General features: G+C 52.7%; 14 protein-coding genes and 1 tRNA gene. 7 read left to right on the top strand and 8 right to left on the bottom strand.

Translation table 11 applies throughout. The features are described from left to right. The first annotated feature begins 11 nt into the window (after positions 1–11). The gene (locus MXMO3_RS15220) at positions 12–2,567 is read left to right on the top strand and encodes a bifunctional diguanylate cyclase/phosphodiesterase (RefSeq protein WP_117396860.1); all 2,556 of its coding nucleotides are present in this window, start codon (positions 12–14) and stop codon (positions 2,565–2,567) included. Between the two features lie 9 nt (positions 2,568–2,576). On the opposite strand, the gene yihA is transcribed toward MXMO3_RS15220, so the two are convergent. The 5 genes from yihA to rpmH all read right to left on the bottom strand — a co-directional run bounded on the left by yihA (position 2,577) and on the right by rpmH (position 6,366). Beyond that, positions 2,577–3,206 carry a ribosome biogenesis GTP-binding protein YihA/YsxC gene (gene yihA, locus MXMO3_RS15215; RefSeq protein WP_117396419.1) on the bottom strand — a complete coding sequence of 210 codons (630 nt, stop codon included), beginning with the start codon at positions 3,204–3,206 and terminating at the stop codon, positions 2,577–2,579. Continuing rightward, positions 3,199–3,894: a CatB-related O-acetyltransferase gene (locus tag MXMO3_RS15210; RefSeq protein WP_425462124.1), complete on the bottom strand. Its 696-nt coding sequence runs from the start codon at positions 3,892–3,894 to the stop codon at positions 3,199–3,201. The genes yihA and MXMO3_RS15210 overlap by 8 nt, the downstream gene beginning before the upstream one ends. A gap of 93 nt (positions 3,895–3,987) precedes the next feature. Further along, positions 3,988–5,817 carry a membrane protein insertase YidC gene (gene yidC, locus MXMO3_RS15205; protein WP_117396417.1) on the bottom strand — a complete coding sequence of 610 codons (1,830 nt, stop codon included), beginning with the start codon at positions 5,815–5,817 and terminating at the stop codon, positions 3,988–3,990. Then, positions 5,814–6,185 (bottom strand): ribonuclease P protein component, encoded by a 372-nt coding sequence (rnpA, locus tag MXMO3_RS15200; RefSeq protein WP_162889300.1) that lies wholly within the window; start codon positions 6,183–6,185, stop codon positions 5,814–5,816. Before rnpA ends, yidC begins: the two co-directional genes overlap by 4 nt. Positions 6,186–6,231: 46 nt before the next feature. Beyond that, complete coding sequence (gene rpmH / locus MXMO3_RS15195; RefSeq protein WP_084633949.1) at positions 6,232–6,366, bottom strand: 50S ribosomal protein L34; 135 nt, start codon at positions 6,364–6,366, stop codon at positions 6,232–6,234. 317 nt (positions 6,367–6,683) lie between these two features. Between rpmH and MXMO3_RS15190 the strand changes: the two genes are divergently transcribed. The 6 genes from MXMO3_RS15190 (at position 6,684) to MXMO3_RS15160 (ending at position 14,062) form a co-directional block, all read left to right on the top strand. Then, on the top strand, positions 6,684–7,454 hold the full coding sequence (locus tag MXMO3_RS15190; RefSeq protein ID WP_162889299.1) for a TVP38/TMEM64 family protein: 771 nt from the start codon (positions 6,684–6,686) through the stop codon (positions 7,452–7,454). Between the two features lie 43 nt (positions 7,455–7,497). Then, on the top strand, positions 7,498–8,928 hold the full coding sequence (locus MXMO3_RS15185) for a dihydrolipoyl dehydrogenase family protein (RefSeq protein WP_117396414.1): 1,431 nt from the start codon (positions 7,498–7,500) through the stop codon (positions 8,926–8,928). Positions 8,929–8,952: 24 nt separating this feature from the next. Further along, entirely contained in the window at positions 8,953–10,374 is a 1,422-nt protein-coding gene (locus MXMO3_RS15180; protein ID WP_117396413.1) for a sensor histidine kinase, read from the top strand. A 128-nt stretch (positions 10,375–10,502) separates the two neighbouring features. Further along, positions 10,503–10,579 (top strand) — tRNA-Arg (locus MXMO3_RS15175). Between the two features lie 322 nt (positions 10,580–10,901). Then, entirely contained in the window at positions 10,902–11,855 is a 954-nt protein-coding gene (locus MXMO3_RS15170) for an SDR family oxidoreductase (protein WP_117396412.1), read from the top strand. Positions 11,856–12,439: 584 nt separating this feature from the next. Beyond that, the gene (locus MXMO3_RS15160) at positions 12,440–14,062 is read left to right on the top strand and encodes a BCCT family transporter (RefSeq protein WP_117396859.1); all 1,623 of its coding nucleotides are present in this window, start codon (positions 12,440–12,442) and stop codon (positions 14,060–14,062) included. A 78-nt stretch (positions 14,063–14,140) separates the two neighbouring features. On the opposite strand, the gene MXMO3_RS15155 is transcribed toward MXMO3_RS15160, so the two are convergent. The 3 genes from MXMO3_RS15155 to MXMO3_RS15145 are packed head-to-tail and all read right to left on the bottom strand — an operon-like array spanning position 14,141 to position 16,501. Beyond that, on the bottom strand, positions 14,141–14,827 hold the full coding sequence (locus MXMO3_RS15155; protein WP_117396411.1) for an aspartate/glutamate racemase family protein: 687 nt from the start codon (positions 14,825–14,827) through the stop codon (positions 14,141–14,143). Beyond that, positions 14,824–15,348 carry an RNA pyrophosphohydrolase gene (locus MXMO3_RS15150; protein WP_117396410.1) on the bottom strand — a complete coding sequence of 175 codons (525 nt, stop codon included), beginning with the start codon at positions 15,346–15,348 and terminating at the stop codon, positions 14,824–14,826. The genes MXMO3_RS15155 and MXMO3_RS15150 overlap by 4 nt, the downstream gene beginning before the upstream one ends. Before the next feature lie 10 nt (positions 15,349–15,358). Further along, a complete protein-coding gene (locus tag MXMO3_RS15145; protein ID WP_117396409.1) occupies positions 15,359–16,501 on the bottom strand; it encodes a divergent polysaccharide deacetylase family protein in 1,143 nt (380 codons plus the stop codon). Positions 16,502–16,512 lie beyond the last annotated feature (11 nt).

Raw genomic sequence — 16,512 nt, 5'->3', positions numbered from 1 at the left:
ATCGACTCTTTATGCAGGAACAGCGCAACGAAGTGCTGGCGAAAGCAAGTGTTTTGCGCGCGGAGCTGGAGCACACGGTCAACGCCAATTTGCAATTGGTGAAGGGGTTGGTGAGCGTCATCGCCTCAGAGCCGGATATGGGGCAGGTTCGGTTCTCCTTTCTGGCGCGTAGTCTTTTTGACGATTCACAACAACTCCGGGTTTTGGCCGGGGCGCCTGACCTCAAAGTCAACATGATCTATCCCTATGTTGGCAATGAAAGCGTCATCGGCTTGGACTATAAGCAAAATGAACAGCAACGCACCGCGGCCTTGCGCGCGCGTGATACGGGTGAGCTGGTCTTGGCGGGGCCTGTCGATCTCGTGCAAGGCGGGCGCGGCTTTATCGGGCGTTACCCGGTTTTTCTCAATGATTTCACGGGCGAAAAGAAGTTTTGGGGCATTGTTTCAGCCGTAATTGATGCGGAACGCTTATATCAAGATAGCGGCCTTCTCAGCGATGATTTAGATCTCGATATTGCCCTTCAGGGCGAAGACGGCTCTGGCATTTCCGGCGATGTCTTTTTTGGCGACCCTTCGATGCAACAGCACAATCCGGTCACCGTTGGCGTCAACCTGCCATTCGGTAGCTGGGTTCTGTTGGCCACCCCGCGTGAGGGCTGGGCCCATGGTTCCCCGACAATTTGGCAATTCAGACTTTTCTTTGTTCTTGCGTTGTTCATTGTTGTGGTGCCGCTGCTCTATACCGCCCATCTCATTCGGCTTCGCAGCAAACAAAATGTTGAGCTTGAGGCGCGCGAACAACAATTGGAGCTGCTGCACGAGCGCTTGCGCGTGGCGCTCTCTGCGTCCGCAATTGGCGTTTGGGAAGTTAATTTAAGAACGCGCGAAAACGTATGGGACGAACGCACCAACGATCTGTTCGGATACGATGATTGCATCTATATCCGCTCACAAAAAGATTGGGAGGATGCACTTCATCCTGAGGATCGGGAAAGGGCCAAAAAGGAATTTGAAATCGCGATTGCCACCAAGGGCAATTTGAATTCACAGTTCCGAATTGTGTTGCCCAAAGGTCAAATCAGGCATCTCCAGTCTCGGTGTTCCTATTACCACCCCGCTGGTGGCGATCCGAAGATGGTCGGGGTGAACTGGGACGTAACAGAAGAAGTTGAGATGAAGAATGCGCTGCTGAGCGCCAAGAAAATTACCGAGGGCAAAAACGAAGAGCTCGAGTCCGCGCATCAGCAAATTGAGCATCTGGCGATGCATGACGAACTCACCGGATTGCCCAACCGCCGTCTGCTCGATCAGCATTTGAGCCATATGCAAAGCATTGCTGAAGAGGGGCGGGGCCTTGCCATCTTGTCCATCGATTTGGATCGGTTCAAGCAGATCAACGACACGCTGGGCCACCGAGCGGGCGACGCCACCCTTTGTTATTTCGCAGGCGCTTTACGCGCCAATGCGCCGAAAAATGGCTTTATTGGCCGCGTGGGCGGGGATGAATTTGTTGTGGTGATGGAATGTGACGGCGATTTGGATATGTTGTCCGATCTCGCCCGCAGCATTATCGCCGCTGCCAATCGACCGCTAAACTTTGAAGGCCAAATCTGTCGCTTTGGCGCAAGTGTGGGGATTGCCTGCAGCCCTGATAATGATACGCGATATACGGATTTGTTGATCCGCTCAGATATCGCGCTCTATCGGGCAAAACAAGATGGCCGAAATTGCTTTTCATTCTTCACAGACGAGTTGCAGACCAGCATCGTCAAGTCGCGCGCTTTGGCGGATGAAGTATTGCGCGGCATAGAGCAGGCTCAATTTGTGCCATTCTATCAACCGCAGTTCGATGCACACTCGCTTAAAATCATCGGGGTTGAGGCCCTGGCGCGGTGGGATCATCCCACCAAAGGGCTATTGTCGCCCTACGAGTTTATGGCCACCGCCCAAGATTTGAATGTGATGGACAAGCTTGATCACATGATCTTGCAAACGGTGCTCGACGACATGGCGCGTTGGCGCGCCAAGGGGCTTGAAATGCCCAACGCGTCAGTCAACGTGTCCTCCAGCCGCCTTGAAGACGAAGACTTGATTAGCGCGCTATCGGAGTTTGATATCCAACCAGGTCAAATCACATTCGAGCTGGTGGAAACCATCTTCTTGGATGAATCCAAAAAGATCGTGGATGAAAATCTGGAACGCCTTCAGGAAATGGGCATCGATATCGACATTGATGATTTTGGTACGGGGCACGCCTCAATTGTGGGCCTTGTGCGCCTTCATCCGAAACGGCTCAAGATTGATCGGCAATTTGTGGCACCGCTCACCAAATCTGCCGAACAACGCCGCCTGATCAAATCGATTATCGATATGGGCAAGTCACTCAACATTGAAGTGTTGGCGGAAGGCGTTGAGCACGAGGATCAGGTGCGCATCCTGCGTCTGTTGGGCTGTGACGCATTCCAGGGCTATTTGTTCGGCCGCCCAATGGGGGCTGACGATCTTGAGCGGTTTATCACGGACCACAATGCTGAAACAGAGTGGCCACGCATGGTCAGCATTTAGCGCACAAATCTAAAGCTTCGAGATTACGGCGCGCAATTCAGCGATACCATCTTTCTTCTCAGATGAGGTGACCAACAGTTCGGGATGGGCGGCGCCATGCTTGCTGACGATTTGCGTCGTGCGCTCGATGACTTTGGCCAATTCCTCAGCTTTTGGCTTATCCGCTTTGGTGATCACAATCTGGTAAGAGACCGCGGCACCATCCAACTCATTCATCACCGTTTCGTCGGCGGGTTTTGGCCCATGTCGGCCATCGATCAACACAAAGACACGCCGCAGGTTGGGGCGGCCCTTCAAATAGGAATGGATCAGTTTGGTCCACGTCTCAACGGTCTTTTTCGGCGCTTTGGCAAAGCCATAGCCGGGCATGTCGACAATGCGCAGCGGTGCGTCATTGGCTTCAAAAATATTCAGCTCCTGCGTGCGCCCGGGCGTGTTAGATGTCCGCGCCAGATTTACCCGCCCTGTCAATGCGTTGATCAAAGAAGATTTGCCCACATTTGAGCGGCCGGCAAAGGCGATCTCTGTGCGGTCGGTTGGCGGAAGGTCGTCAATGCGTACACATCCCTTAATGAAATCCCAAGGGCGTGCAAACAGCAGGCGGCCTGCTTCCAATTCTGCCGGAGAGTACTCAGTCATCGTCTAAACTTGCCTTTTCTAGCGCCGCAATTTCCGCGCCCATTATCGCATCTTTGTGCTTTGTAATCTTTTCTACCGGCCAATGCCACCACGCAATTTGCTCCAATCGCGCAATTATTCCATCGCCAAATCGCATCTTTGCAATGCGGGCTGGATTGCCAACCACGATGGCGTAGGCCGGCACGTCTTTTGCCACAACGGCATTGCTGCCAATGATGGCGCCATTGCCGATGGTCATCCCAGGCATGATCGTGGCGTCCCGCCCTATCCACACATCATGACCAATGCTGGTATCGCCTTTGGAATTTTCAACCCACTTATTGGCGTCAAACCCATCGGCCCAGTCCTCAGAAAAGATTTGAAATGGAAAAGTGGAGAACCCCTCCATCAAATGGTTGGCGCCATTCATGATAAACTGGCAGCCTTGGGCCAAGGCACAGAATTTGCCGATGGTGAGTTTGTCGCCGATAAATTCAAAATGATATTGGACATTGCGCTGTTCGAAATCGTGCGGTCGATCACCATCATCATAATAGGTGAAATCACCAACCTCGATCAGCGGATTGGTAATGTGGTTTTTCAAGAAGATCACCCGATCAACATCTTTGATCGGAAATGGGGTATTTGGATTCGGGCCGTACATTGGCTGTCCTTTGCAAAAGAGAGTGAGCAAATAGCGTGTCCACATCGAATGTGGTGTACGGTTATTGAATCATTGGCTGAGCCTACCCCTAAAAACAATTGAGGCGGCTAAATTAGCCGCCTCATGCTAGATCGTCAATTATTTCGCTTCCTCTTCTTCAGCGGGTTTTTTCCGCTTGAAGGTGGCCGCGATATTGCCAAACAAATCAACATCCACGCCATGGCGACGCATAATCACATATTGCTGGATGATGGACAGGAAGTTGTTCCATGCCCAGTAAATCACCAAGCCAGCTGGGAAGCCTGCCAGCATGAATGTGAATATCACAGGCATCCAGGCAAAGATCGCTGCCTGTGTGGGATCTGCTGGTGGAGGGTTCAAGCGCATTTGCACGAACATGGTGATACCCATGATCAATGGCCATGCACCCAAGGCCAGGAAACCGCCCAACAAGGGCAGGCCTGTTGGGTCAAATGGCAACAAGCCGAACAGGTTGAACACGTTGGTCGGGTCTGGTGACGCCAAATCCTGAATCCAGCCAAAGAACGGCGCATGGCGCATTTCGATGGTCACAAACAACACTTTGTAGAGCGAGAAGAACACAGGGATCTGAATCAGAACCGGCCAACAACCGCTCATCGGGTTGATCTTTTCGCGCTTGTAAAGCTCCATCATCGCCTGCTGTTGCTGCATGCGATCATCTTTGTGGCGCTCTTGAATTTCTTTCATCTCAGGCTGCACTTTTTTCATGGCAGCCATGGAGGCGTAAGATTTGTTCGCGAACCAGAAGAACAAGGCTTTGATGATCACGGTCACCGCCAAAATAGCGAGACCGAAATTGCCCAAAATGCCATTCAGGAACCGGATCATGTAGAAAATGGGTTTGGTGATAAAGTGGAACCAACCCCAGTCAATCAGCAGTTCAAATCGGTCAAAGCCGAGATTCTGCTCATAGTCGTCGATATATTCTTCAACCTTGGCGCCGGCAAAAACGTGGCTTGTAAATGAGCCGGATTGGCTTGCCCCTACAACAATCGGGTCCTGCGCTACAAAGCTGGACTGATAGGTCGGGCGTCCGCCCGCTGTGCGATAGGAGAAACGCGCATTCACAGATGTGTCTGGTGTTGGCACAACTGCTGCGGCCCAATATTTATCGGTGAAGCCAAGCCAGCCGCCATTGGATGAAAAGTCTTTGCGGCCATCTTCAGCGAGGTCGCCATAGGAAAGCTCGACCAGATTATTGTCGGAAAGAACGCCGATCGGGCCTTCATGCAAAATAAAGAAGCCCGAAGTCTTGGGCGTTTCTTGCCGCGTAACGCGAGAATAAGGGAACAGCGCAATATCGCCAGAACCATTGTTCTCTACGGCCTGGGTCACAGTGAAGAGATAGTTTTCGTCGACATTGAATGTGCGCTTAAAGATTTGCCCATTGCCATTGTCATACTGCAACGTCACTGGTGAATTCACACCCAAGGTGCTGTTGCCAACAACATCCCACTGCGTATCAGATTTCGGCAGATTTGCTGTCGATCCAGTGGCGCTTACCCAGCCTTGCTCCACAAAGAATGGCTCTGGTGTGCCTTCAGGCGACAAAAGCGTGATGATCGGGCTGGTCTCATCCACAGTCTCGCGATAGCGCTTCAAGCGCAGATCGTCGATGCGACCGCCGGTTAGATTAATCGAACCTGTCAAAGCATCGGTCGAAATGTCAACGCGTTCACCTTGGGAGATCACGTCGTCACGGCTGCCAGTAACGCCGGTTACAGGCGCAGCCACATCGCTTGGGTCGCCATCAGCAGATGGGGTCGGTAGATCCGCGGTGCTTGATGTGCCTTGCTCTTGCTGCGCAGCGATTTCAGCTTGCCGTTGGGCTTTTTCCAGTTGCGGTCCAGCAACAAAATATTGCCACCCCACCAGCACCAAAATCGACAACCCGATTGCCAAGACGTAATTGCGGCCTTCATTCATGATTTTGACTTCCGATCTATTGCATGCGAAGCAGCGCTTCTTTCGACATGTATCTTTTCAAGAGCTCTTGCGAGGTTCTTTTTAAGTTCGTTAAAGGGTTCATGTAACGCTTCTTGACGACCAATCAACACATAGTTGAAATTTGGGTCAAATTTTTCAGCGAATTCTTTGGAAAGTGCGCGTAAACGTCGCTTTATCCGATTGCGCTGCGGTGCGTTGCCCACCCTCTTGGTCACTGTGTAGCCCAGCGCCGGACCCAAGTCGCAATCTTCATTGTGCGCAACGGCTTGCAGCACAAAGCCGCGCCGGACAATTTTACGTCCACGCGCGGCTTTCAAAAATTGCGCCCTTTTTTTCAACTGGCGCATGGTTGTCATCTTGCTCTTCGGACCCTTATCGTGCCCAAATCGTCACTTAAGCTGACAAACGCTTGCGGCCACGTGCGCGACGCGCATTCAAAATCTTACGACCGTTCTTGGTGGCCATACGTGCGCGGAAACCGTGACGACGTGTGCGAACAAGATTGCTAGGCTGAAATGTACGCTTCATTGCTCTTCAAGACCGCATCTTAAAGGACACGGTTCCTCTTTTACTGTTTAATTCCTGATTGACCAAAGGGCACAACGGCTTTTGATTTTGACAAAACAAATACCGACCGCACCATCATTAAATGGTCGAGTTGGGCTGGCTTATAGGCAATCATAGTGCCCAAGTCAATCAAAACCCTCGTGCGCGGACGTACTTTTTCCGTCCTTTGTTTCACACCTGACCCTCAAATCTGAGTGATCATTCTGTCATCATAATTTACTTGGGTCCAGACGCGACCCATGATTAGTCTGGACCAACCACAAACTTTGGGACCAACTATGTCTTTGCCGCACCAAAACAAGATTTCACTCGCCAAGCGCTGGCTGCCGTTGGCGCTTCTTGTGCTCATCATTGCCGTGCTCTATTTCACCGGCACCTATAAATGGCTTTCCATTGAGGCATTGGTTCAAAACTATACCCGCATGTCCCAATTTGTGGCGGACTATTTGTTGTTCGCTGTGCTCATTTACATGGCGTTTTATGTGGTCGCGGTGGCGCTTTCATTTCCCGCCGCCTGGGTGCTTACCGTTTCGGGTGGCTTGCTTTTGGGCTGGTGGATAGCCGGCCTCGCAACCATCGTTGCCGCCACGATGGGTGCATCGATTCTCTTTTTCATCGCCAAAACATCGCTTGGCGAGCATATGCGGCAAAACGCAAAAGGCTATGTGCAGCGTATGCGGGATGGTTTCCAAAAAGACGCCGTGAACTACATGCTGTTTTTGCGGCTCACCCCTGTGTTTCCCTTCACTTTGGTCAATATTGTCCCTGGCATTCTGGGCGTCCCATTCTCCATCTTTTTCTGGACCACACTGGTCGGCATTGCGCCGGGCACGTTCGCTTACGCTTACGCGGGTGAGGGGCTTGATTCAATCGTTCGGGCACAGGCCGATGCATATGAGGCTTGCATGGCAGCGGGAAATGCCACTTGCGGCATTTCGCTGAAAGTGGGCAATATCATCACAACAGATTTGTTGATCGCGTTGGGTGCCTTGGGGCTCGCATCTTTGATCCCGATCATCATTAAGCGCGTGCGCAAAACGCCCGCTTAAACAAAAGAACGGAAGCGCACATTGTGCGAGGATAGTTTTATTTATGGCAAAAATTCTTCAACCTGATCTCTGTGTCATCGGTGGCGGCTCCGGCGGCTTAACCGTCGCGGCGGCCGCTTTATCGCTGGGCGCAAGCGTTGTGCTGGTCGAGCGCGACAAGATGGGCGGGGATTGCCTCAACTATGGCTGTGTACCGTCAAAATCGCTCATTGCCTCAGCCAAACGCGCGCAATATATGCGCACCGCGACCAAATTTGGCATCGCGGCAGAAGATCCCAAGATTAATTTTGGCCGTGTGAATGAACATGTGCACAGGGTAATTGCAGACATCGCGCCGCACGATTCGGTGGAGCGTTTTGAGGGCCTTGGCGCCACAGTGCTGCAGGGCGAAGCCAAGTTCACTGATGCCAAAACCGTGATGGTGGGCGATCAGGCCGTCAAGCCCCGCCGGTTTGTAATCGCCACAGGCTCGCGGCCCATGTCGCCGCCGATCCCGGGCTTGAGCGAAATTGAGTATCACACCAATGAAACGATTTTTAACCTGACCCGTAAGCCGCAACATTTGATTGTGGTGGGGGGCGGCCCGATTGGCATGGAAATGGCGCAGGCGCATCACCGCCTCGGCAGCGACGTGACCGTGCTTGAAATGCAAACCCCGTTGGCCAACGATGATCCGGAATTGAGCGATATTGCGCTCAAGCAAATTCGCCGCGAAGGCGTGGTGATCCGTCAGGGCGTGAAGGTCACGCAAGTCGGGCAGAAGGCCAAAAACATTGCGGTGACGATTGAACTGAAAAACGGCGATACAGAAGAAATTGTCGGGTCGCATTTGCTGCTGGCGGCGGGGCGCAAGCCAAATGTTGAAGCCTTGGATTTGGAAAAGGCGAAGGTCAATTATGATGGTCGCGGCATTCAGGTCAATAAATCGCTGAAAACGTCGAACAAGCGAATATATGCCATCGGCGACGTTGCTGGCGGCCTGCAATTTACCCATGTTGCGGGTTATCATGGGGGCTTGGTGGTGCGTAACGCGCTCTACCGTTTGCCGATCAAAAACGATCCCACCATTATTCCCTGGGCAACCTATACCGATCCCGAAATCGCAAATGTCGGGCTCACAGAGGCCGATGCACGGGAAAAATATGGCGACAAATTCAAAGTGCTGCGCTGGAGTTTTGCTGAAAATGACCGCGCTCGCGCCGAACATGTTGAGGAGGGGCTGCTTAAAGTCATCACCACCCCTTCAGGCAAAATCCTAGGCGCCGGGGCCGTGGGCAACAATGCGGGCGAATTGATCAATATCTATGCTTTGGCTGTGGCCAACAAAATGAAAGTTGGGGCGTTTACCAAGATGGTCGCGCCTTACCCAACGCAATTCGAGATTGCAAAGCGCATCGCGGTGGAGTTCTATAAAGACAAAGTCGATCATCCGGCGCTGAAATTCTTGCTTCAGCTCAACCGTATATTGGGCTGACCTTTAAGCGCTGCAAAGGCATTTATGGCGAACGAACAAATTGACGCTCCAAAGCGGGTCATTTTCGGCCTTTCAATGAAATTGATCACCATGATCATCGCGATGATTATGGTGGTGGAGGTGTTGATCTACCTGCCCTCAGTTGCCAATTTCCGCATCAATTGGATGGATGACCGTGTGCATGTCGCTGGCGTTGCTGCGCGAGTCATTGAAACCGTGCCCGACACGATGGATTTGACGCCAGACACCGTCAGCAAATTGCTAAGCTCTGCTCAGGCAGAGGCGTTGGTGGTGCGCACGCAGGGCCAATCCCAATTGATTGAGCGCGCAGATATGCCCATGCCCGTGGCCGCCTATGCGGCTGATACGCGAGAGCGCGCGCCATTGGACCTGATTGGCCGCGCATTGGAAGTGCTGTTTTTCGGATCCAACCGCACCATGCGGGTCATTGGTGTGCCCATGGACAACCAGGATGTTGTGGTGGAGGTGTTGGTCAATGAAGCACTATTGCGCGAAGAATTGATCACCTATTCCCGCAATATTTTTTGGCTTTCGCTGTTGGTCGCCAGCTTCACGTCATTCGCGATTTTCTTGTTTCTAAATGGATTGCTGATTCGCCCGATTACCCGGCTGACGCGGAACATGATCTCCTTTCGGCAGGACCCCGACGACGCGCGTAAAATCATCATCCCGTCCGAACGCGGCGACGAAGTTGGCGTTGCTGAGCGGGAACTGGCCGCAATGGAGAGCAATCTATTCGCCATGCTCAAACAAAAGCAGCATTTGGCCGACCTTGGCTTGGCCGTCGCCAAGATCAATCACGATTTGCGCAATACCCTCGGTGCGGCGCAATTGCTCTCGGATCAGGTGGCCAATTTGGATGATCCGCATGTGCAGCGTTTGGCGCCGCGATTGGTGCATACGCTGGATCGCGCCATCAATTTTTGTCAGTCGGTGCTTGATTATGGTCGCCATAAATCGGTGGCCCCACGATTTGAACCTGTGGATTTACGGGCACTGTTGGATGAATGCGCAACCGACGCGGCGGTGCGGATGCACCCGGAAATTGAGTGGCACAATCAGGTGGAAGATGATGTCATCATCCGCGTGGACCCGGATCAGATCGCACGCGTCCTCACCAACTTGCTCAAAAATGCGCGTGAGGCGTTGGAGCCACTGAGCTTGCAAGATGGCCAAAACCTGTCCATCTCCGCCACCCTGATCGCCAATGACCAGCAAGTGCGTTTATTTATCGAAGATAACGGGCCTGGTTTGTCGCCGCGCGCCAAAGAGAATCTGTTCCGTGCTTTTGAGGGGTCGGGCCGTGCTGGCGGCACCGGCCTCGGTTTGGCCATCGCCAAAGAGCTTGTTGAAGCACATGGCGGACAGCTCAATTATATCGAAACTGAAAAAGGCACAAAATTTGAGATTTGTTTGCCCCGCTAATCCGGGCTTTTTCGCTGCAAAATGACAATCAGATGAAAAAGTTGCGATTGTGGGTCTTGCAATCATTTCAAAGCCAGTATATGGCTTTGCGCTGTTGATCGACGGAACTTTCGAACCGTTGATTTTAAGCACCGGTAGCTCAGCTGGATAGAGCACTAGACTACGAATCTAGGGGTCGGGAGTTCGAATCTTCCCCGGTGCACCATTTCCCCAAATTGATAAATGATTTTGCCTCATGTGCAGCATGATGCTGCGCGTTTGCCGTCAGGGCTTTTTACCGACCCTTAAGGTGCCTTCTGGGCATAAAGTGTCCAGAGCCATGGGCGCAAAGCACGGCGGGCATGACAAGCCATTCCAAAATGGAAATCTGCGCTTCGCTGGCACGGGCTTTTGATTGTTCAAGATGATCACGTCTCTCAATGACATAGTCATAAGGAATGCGTCAGTGTAATTGCTGTCGATTTGGTTGCGGAACTCTGGCCGGAGGCCCTGCGTTGTTCACACAACACAATCAATGAGGTGATCAAATGGCAGACAAAAAGAAGAAGGTTCCAGAGATAGATGAAGCGTTGGACGAATCTTTCCCCGCCAGCGATCCTCCATCCTGGACACCAGGTGAAGTTGGCGTTCAAGGGGAAACCCGGCCACCGCAACACCAAGATCATCAGCCCGGCGTGGAGAGCATCATGCAGCCACGCCCGCAGTCGCTGATGGAAAACTATAAAGGTGCAGGCAAGCTCACTGGTAAGGTGGCGCTGATCAGCGGCGGCGATAGCGGCATTGGCCGGGCGGTCGCCATTGGCTACGCCAAGGAAGGCGCCAACGTCGCATTTATCTATCTTGATGAGGATGACGACGCCGACGAAACGGTCCGCCATATTGAAAAGACCGGCCAAAAGGCCCTCGCGATCAAGGGTGATATTGGCGAAAAAGCATTTTGCGATGCCGCGGTGGAGAAGGTCCTTAAAGAATTTGGCTATCTCAATATTCTGGTCAACAACGCCGCCGAACAGCACGTGCAAGAACGGTTGGAAGATATTCCAGAAGAGCAGGTGCGCCGCACATTCGACACCAACTTTTTCGGGGCGTTTTTCCTTAGCCAAGCCGCACTCAAATTTTTGGGCAAGGATGATTGCATCATCAACACAACGTCGGTTGTGGCCTATCGCGGCAATGATGTGTTGATGGACTATGCCGCCTCCAAGGGCGCGATATTGGGCCTTACCCGATCATTGGCGTCTAACCTCGCGGAAAAACATGTGCGGGTAAACGCTGTGGCGCCCGGTCCTATCTGGACACCGTTGATCCCCGCGTCATTCGATGCTGAGCATGTCGAACATTTCGGTGAAGGCGCACCTATGGGGCGTGTCGGGCAACCTGATGAGGTCGCCCCGAGCTACATTTTCCTCGCCTCATCTGACGCAAGCTATATGACGGGGCAGGTGCTCCATCCCAATGGTGGCAACATCGTTGGGGCTTAACTCCCGCATGGGTGCAAAAAAGAAGGAGATGATGAGGTGTAGGCGTTTCTTCGTCCTGATACCTCACCATCTCATCGCGATTCTGACCCGTGAGCATGCGGGTTTCAGATCCACGCGTTCACAATTTGGTCGATAAAATCATCAAAGCGCCAGAAAAAGAAATTGCCAAAATGAAGGCTTTGATCGCTAGCGGGGAGGGGGAAACTTCGGCCCAAGACGCAGCACCAAGCGATCAATGGGTGGCTGGCATTTTGGCGGGCCGAATAGTTTATCCACAAAGAATACTACAAATAACATATTCGGTGTGCTAGCCTTTATACTGAAGGCGAGGTCTGCGGAAGCCGGAAGTAAAATTGGGCCTCAGATGGGGTAGTATAAACTGGGGCCTTTTGACAATTACTGTAATCGCGGTCGCGGTTGCTGGTGAAATTGATCATATTATGACGACCGCAGTAGACATGGCGATATTTGCTTCGTTTTGTTTTGTGCGAGCAGCTTTATTTTGAATTGATGTCTTGATTTCTGTGCTCGGCACTCGCCTCAGTCAATAGGAGGCTAAATTGACGGACAACAACGAACCCGAACTGGACGCAATTCCCGCGCCCGAAGGTCCGACCGAGATCATCGAGAGTGATTACGAGATCGGTCAGGATAATATTGAAACCAATATCGGCCCGTTTGGTCTGGACATACACAACCCGGTATTTGTGATTTCCGGCTTAACCGTAGTGGCCTTTGTGTTGCTCACATTGGCGTTCCAATCCGAAGTTGAACCCTTGTTCAACAATTTGCGCAATTGGCTGACCCAGACATTTGATTGGTTCTTCCTGTTGGCAGGCAATATCTTTGTGATCTTGTGTTTGGTGTTGATTGTGACGCCAATGGGCAAGGTGCGCATTGGGGGCAAAGATGCGACGCCAGATTTTTCATATATAGGCTGGTTTTCCATGTTGTTTGCCGCCGGTATGGGCATCGGGCTGATGTTCTATGGTGTGAGCGAACCGATTTCGCACTTTACCAGCGCGCTGGGGGGCGTCGCTTCCGAAAATGGTGTCCGCACAGACTCGGCGCCTTTGGGCGGTGCTGAAGGCAATGCGTTCGAGGCCGCGCGCTTGGGCATGGCTGCAACCATCTTCCACTGGGCTCTTCACCCGTGGGCAATTTATGCAGTGGTCGCCCTGTCATTGGCGATCTTTTCTTACAATAAGGGTCTGCCGCTTACCATGCGCTCAGTGTTCTATCCAATCTTTGGCGAACGCGTATGGGGCTGGACAGGGCACATCATCGACATTCTGGCGGTGTTCGCCACATTGTTTGGCTTGGCCACTTCTCTAGGTATTGGGGCGCAGCAAGCGAATGCCGGCCTGAACGCGCTGTTCGGTTTGCCTGTCGGCGATGCCAGCATGGTGTTTTTGATTGTCGTGATTACCGGGATGGCGCTGGTTTCTGTTGTTGCAGGCTTGGATGCAGGCGTGAAGCGCTTGTCTGAGATCAACATGGTCTTGGCGATAATTTTGCTCGTCTTTGTGATAATTGTGGGGCCAACCCTCGCCATCCTGACCGGTTTTTTCCAAAACCTATGGGCCTATATTGAATACCTCCCGGCACTATCGATGCCGTTTGGTCGCGAAGATGCAAACTTCTCACAAGGCTGGACATCGTTCTATTGGGCCTGGTGGATTTCATGGTCACCATTTGTGGGCATGTTTATCGCCCGCGTTAGCCGTGGTCGCACCGTGCGCGAGTTCATCACATGTGTGTTGATCATCCCGTCTCTGGTGTCTGTCTTGTGGATGACCTCATTCGGTGGCACAGCGATCGATCAGATCGTTAATCAGGGCTACACAGCCGTGGCTGATGCCGCGTTGGAGTTGAAGCTGTTTGAAATGCTGGAACCATTGCCATTGGCACAGCTCACCTCATTTGTGGGTATCTGTTTGGTGATTGTGTTCTTCGTGACGTCATCAGACTCTGGCTCCTTGGTGATCGACACCATGACAGCTGGCGGTAAAGTGAATGCCCCCACACCGCAACGTGTGTTCTGGGCAAGCTTTGAAGGTATCGTTGCGATCGCGTTGTTGCTTGGTGGTGGCCTTGGGGCGCTTCAAGCCATGGCGGTGTCCACGGGCTTCCCGTTCACCATTGTCATTCTCCTGGCATGCTTTGCCTTGGTGAAAGGCTTGATGAGTGAGATGAAGCACAACTAGATAATGATGCACAATTAAACTGAATTAGCCCGCCAAGCATCTTGGCGGGCTTTTCATTGGCTAGACGCGGTGTTGGTCTTAGCCCAGCGCCATTTCAACAGCGGCGCGCACGTGCAAGTCGGTGCTGTCATAGGTGGGGATGGGGCTGTCATCATCGCTGATCAACAGTGTGATTTCCGTACATCCCAAAATAACGGCTTCGGCGCCACGCGCCATCATTCCATCAATGGCACGCTGATAGGTTTCGCGTGACTTGTCCGACACGATGCCTTGGCACAACTCATCAAAAATGATCGCATTCAAATTGGTGCGGTCCACCTCGGGCACAATGATGTCCAGCCCATGACCCTGTAGCCGATCAATCAAAAATGGCTTTTCCATCGTAAAGGCTGTGCCCAGCAAGCCTACTCGCTCAAATCCATCTGATTTCAACGCCTGCGCGGTGCTGTCAGCGATGTGAAGCAGGGGAATATCGGTAGCCGCCTCAATCTGCGGCGCCACCAGGTGCATGGTGTTTGTCGCCAGCAATAAAAACTCGGCGCCGGCCCGTTCGAGCCCTTTTGCGTGGTCAGCCAAAAGGGCACCGGCTTCATCCCAGGCCCCACTCTTTTGCATGTCCGCGATGGGGGCAAAATCGACGGACCGCAGCAACATTTCAGCACTGTGCAAGCCACCCAATTTGGTGCGTACCAATTGGTTCAGCTGTTGATAATAAAGCGCAGTGGATTCCCAGCTCATGCCGCCCAATAGGCCGATGGTTTTCATATCTGGTGCTCCCCTTCAATTTGGGGCCGCACCAGCGCCACCAACTCTTGATAGAGCTCTTTCTTGAACGGAACGATAAGGTCCGGCATATCGTCAATCGGCCGCCACGCCCATTCAGAAAATTCTGCGGGATGCGTGCCATCCGCTGGTCGCTCGACATTGATTTCGCTTTCGTCTCCGACAAAGCGGAACACAAACCATCTTTGTTGCTGGCCCCGATATTTGCCCTTCAAGGCCTTGCCCAAAAGCTCTTCCGGCAAATCATAGCTAAGCCACTTTGGCACCTCATAGATCAGCTCAATGGAGGACATGTTGGTCTCTTCATAAAGCTCGCGCTTGGCGGCTTCCAGCGGATCTTCGCCCTTGTCGATGCCACCTTGCGGGAATTGCCATTCATGCGATTGGGGCACACCGGGCTTTGCCAGCCGCCGACCTGCAAAAACTTCGCCCTTGTCATTGACGACGCAAACGCCCGCGCAAAACCGATAGGGCATTTTCTCGCGATCAATTGGCTGCGTCATAAGTTCTGTCCTAATTGTCCTGCATCAATGCACTTGCGGGCACCAGAACCAGATTTTTGTCTTCCAGCTCCTTGGCCCATTCCGCAATGGTGCGCACCGTCACAGGCAAAGATGTAGCCGTGCCGATGGCCGATCCATTTTCAAGGGCAAGTGCTTCTAGTTTGCTCAATTGGCGCAAAATATCGCTGCGTGAGGGCGATTCATCCAAACTCAAATCGGCCCGAGCAAAATCCACCCCAGCCTGTTTCGCCAGCTGCGGTGCGAGTGAACGGTTCGAGGCCCCGTCATCCAAAAATGTAAGTCCCCGCAGGGCAATTTCTTCCATAACGGGTTGCATATCGTTGGCAGAGGAGGTGAAGCGGGCGCCCAAAAAATTGATGACGCCAGTATAACCGCCCATGCGCGACATCAGCCAATATAAACGATCCAAATTGGCGCGGGCGGCTTGTCCCACCAAAAGCGTTTGCGGGCCGGGATCATTTTGCGGGTAATCAAACGGCTCAAGCGGTAATTGCAGCATGATTTCGTGGCCGCCAATGCGTGCGGCGAGGGCAAGGCTGCCCACATCTTTGCCATAAGGGGCAAAGGCCAATGTTATCTCATCTGGCAGCCGTTCAATTGCCGACCGTGTGTTTTCCTCTGAAAGGCCCAATCCTTCAACAACAACAGCGATCAGGCCGCGGCCATTGGCGCTGTCAGGCGTGAGCGATGCCCGCGCATACACGTCTGCAGGTCGGTCCCCGTTCGGGCCCACTTGCGGAATAAAGCCATGTTGGGTTTTTTCCAGTAATTCAGGCAGGGGCGCTGCCGCGCGGGCGGCTTCGGCTGCTTCCGGAAAGGCGTCAATATTTATAAAGGAGGGGCTTTCGACGGGGTCGATAGGTTCCTCTTCAACAATATCTTCGCCCCCTTCCGTAGAAAGATTGCGGGCCAATTCGTTGTTGCCGGTGGATGAAACAGCCACTTCAATTTGTGGCCGCCCCTCCAAAGGGCTTTCCACATAGGCCACCCAAGCCACGGGCACCGCAATAACGGTCACCAGCAGGGCGATAGACACAGGCAATAGCGGAAACCCACCGACACGAATCTTCGATGGGTTGTCTCGGCGCTCATTTTTTTTGCGCCCAAGAGGCTTATTAATGTTGTCCGCCATATGCCGCCGCA

This window comes from Maritalea myrionectae (genome assembly GCF_003433515.1).
GTDB classification, from domain to species: Bacteria; Pseudomonadota; Alphaproteobacteria; order Rhizobiales; family Devosiaceae; genus Maritalea; species Maritalea myrionectae.
This window is presented reverse-complemented; position numbering and strand designations above follow the sequence as displayed.

What these genes read in the sequence shown, in the direction of transcription:
- rpmH (WP_084633949.1), bottom strand. Translation starts at nt 6,366, where the DNA reads ATGAAGCGTACATTTCAGCCTAGCAATCTTGTTCGCACACGTCGTCAC.
- MXMO3_RS15220 (WP_117396860.1), top strand. Translation starts at nt 12, where the DNA reads ATGCAGGAACAGCGCAACGAAGTGCTGGCGAAAGCAAGTGTTTTGCGC.
- yidC (WP_117396417.1), bottom strand. Translation starts at nt 5,817, where the DNA reads ATGAATGAAGGCCGCAATTACGTCTTGGCAATCGGGTTGTCGATTTTG.
- yihA (WP_117396419.1), bottom strand. Translation starts at nt 3,206, where the DNA reads ATGACTGAGTACTCTCCGGCAGAATTGGAAGCAGGCCGCCTGCTGTTT.
- MXMO3_RS15150 (WP_117396410.1), bottom strand. Translation starts at nt 15,348, where the DNA reads ATGACGCAGCCAATTGATCGCGAGAAAATGCCCTATCGGTTTTGCGCG.
- MXMO3_RS15190 (WP_162889299.1), top strand. Translation starts at nt 6,684, where the DNA reads ATGTCTTTGCCGCACCAAAACAAGATTTCACTCGCCAAGCGCTGGCTG.
- MXMO3_RS15155 (WP_117396411.1), bottom strand. Translation starts at nt 14,827, where the DNA reads ATGAAAACCATCGGCCTATTGGGCGGCATGAGCTGGGAATCCACTGCG.
- MXMO3_RS15145 (WP_117396409.1), bottom strand. Translation starts at nt 16,501, where the DNA reads ATGGCGGACAACATTAATAAGCCTCTTGGGCGCAAAAAAAATGAGCGC.
- MXMO3_RS15170 (WP_117396412.1), top strand. Translation starts at nt 10,902, where the DNA reads ATGGCAGACAAAAAGAAGAAGGTTCCAGAGATAGATGAAGCGTTGGAC.
- rnpA (WP_162889300.1), bottom strand. Translation starts at nt 6,185, where the DNA reads ATGCGCCAGTTGAAAAAAAGGGCGCAATTTTTGAAAGCCGCGCGTGGA.
- MXMO3_RS15210 (WP_425462124.1), bottom strand. Translation starts at nt 3,894, where the DNA reads ATGTGGACACGCTATTTGCTCACTCTCTTTTGCAAAGGACAGCCAATG.
- MXMO3_RS15185 (WP_117396414.1), top strand. Translation starts at nt 7,498, where the DNA reads ATGGCAAAAATTCTTCAACCTGATCTCTGTGTCATCGGTGGCGGCTCC.
- MXMO3_RS15180 (WP_117396413.1), top strand. Translation starts at nt 8,953, where the DNA reads ATGGCGAACGAACAAATTGACGCTCCAAAGCGGGTCATTTTCGGCCTT.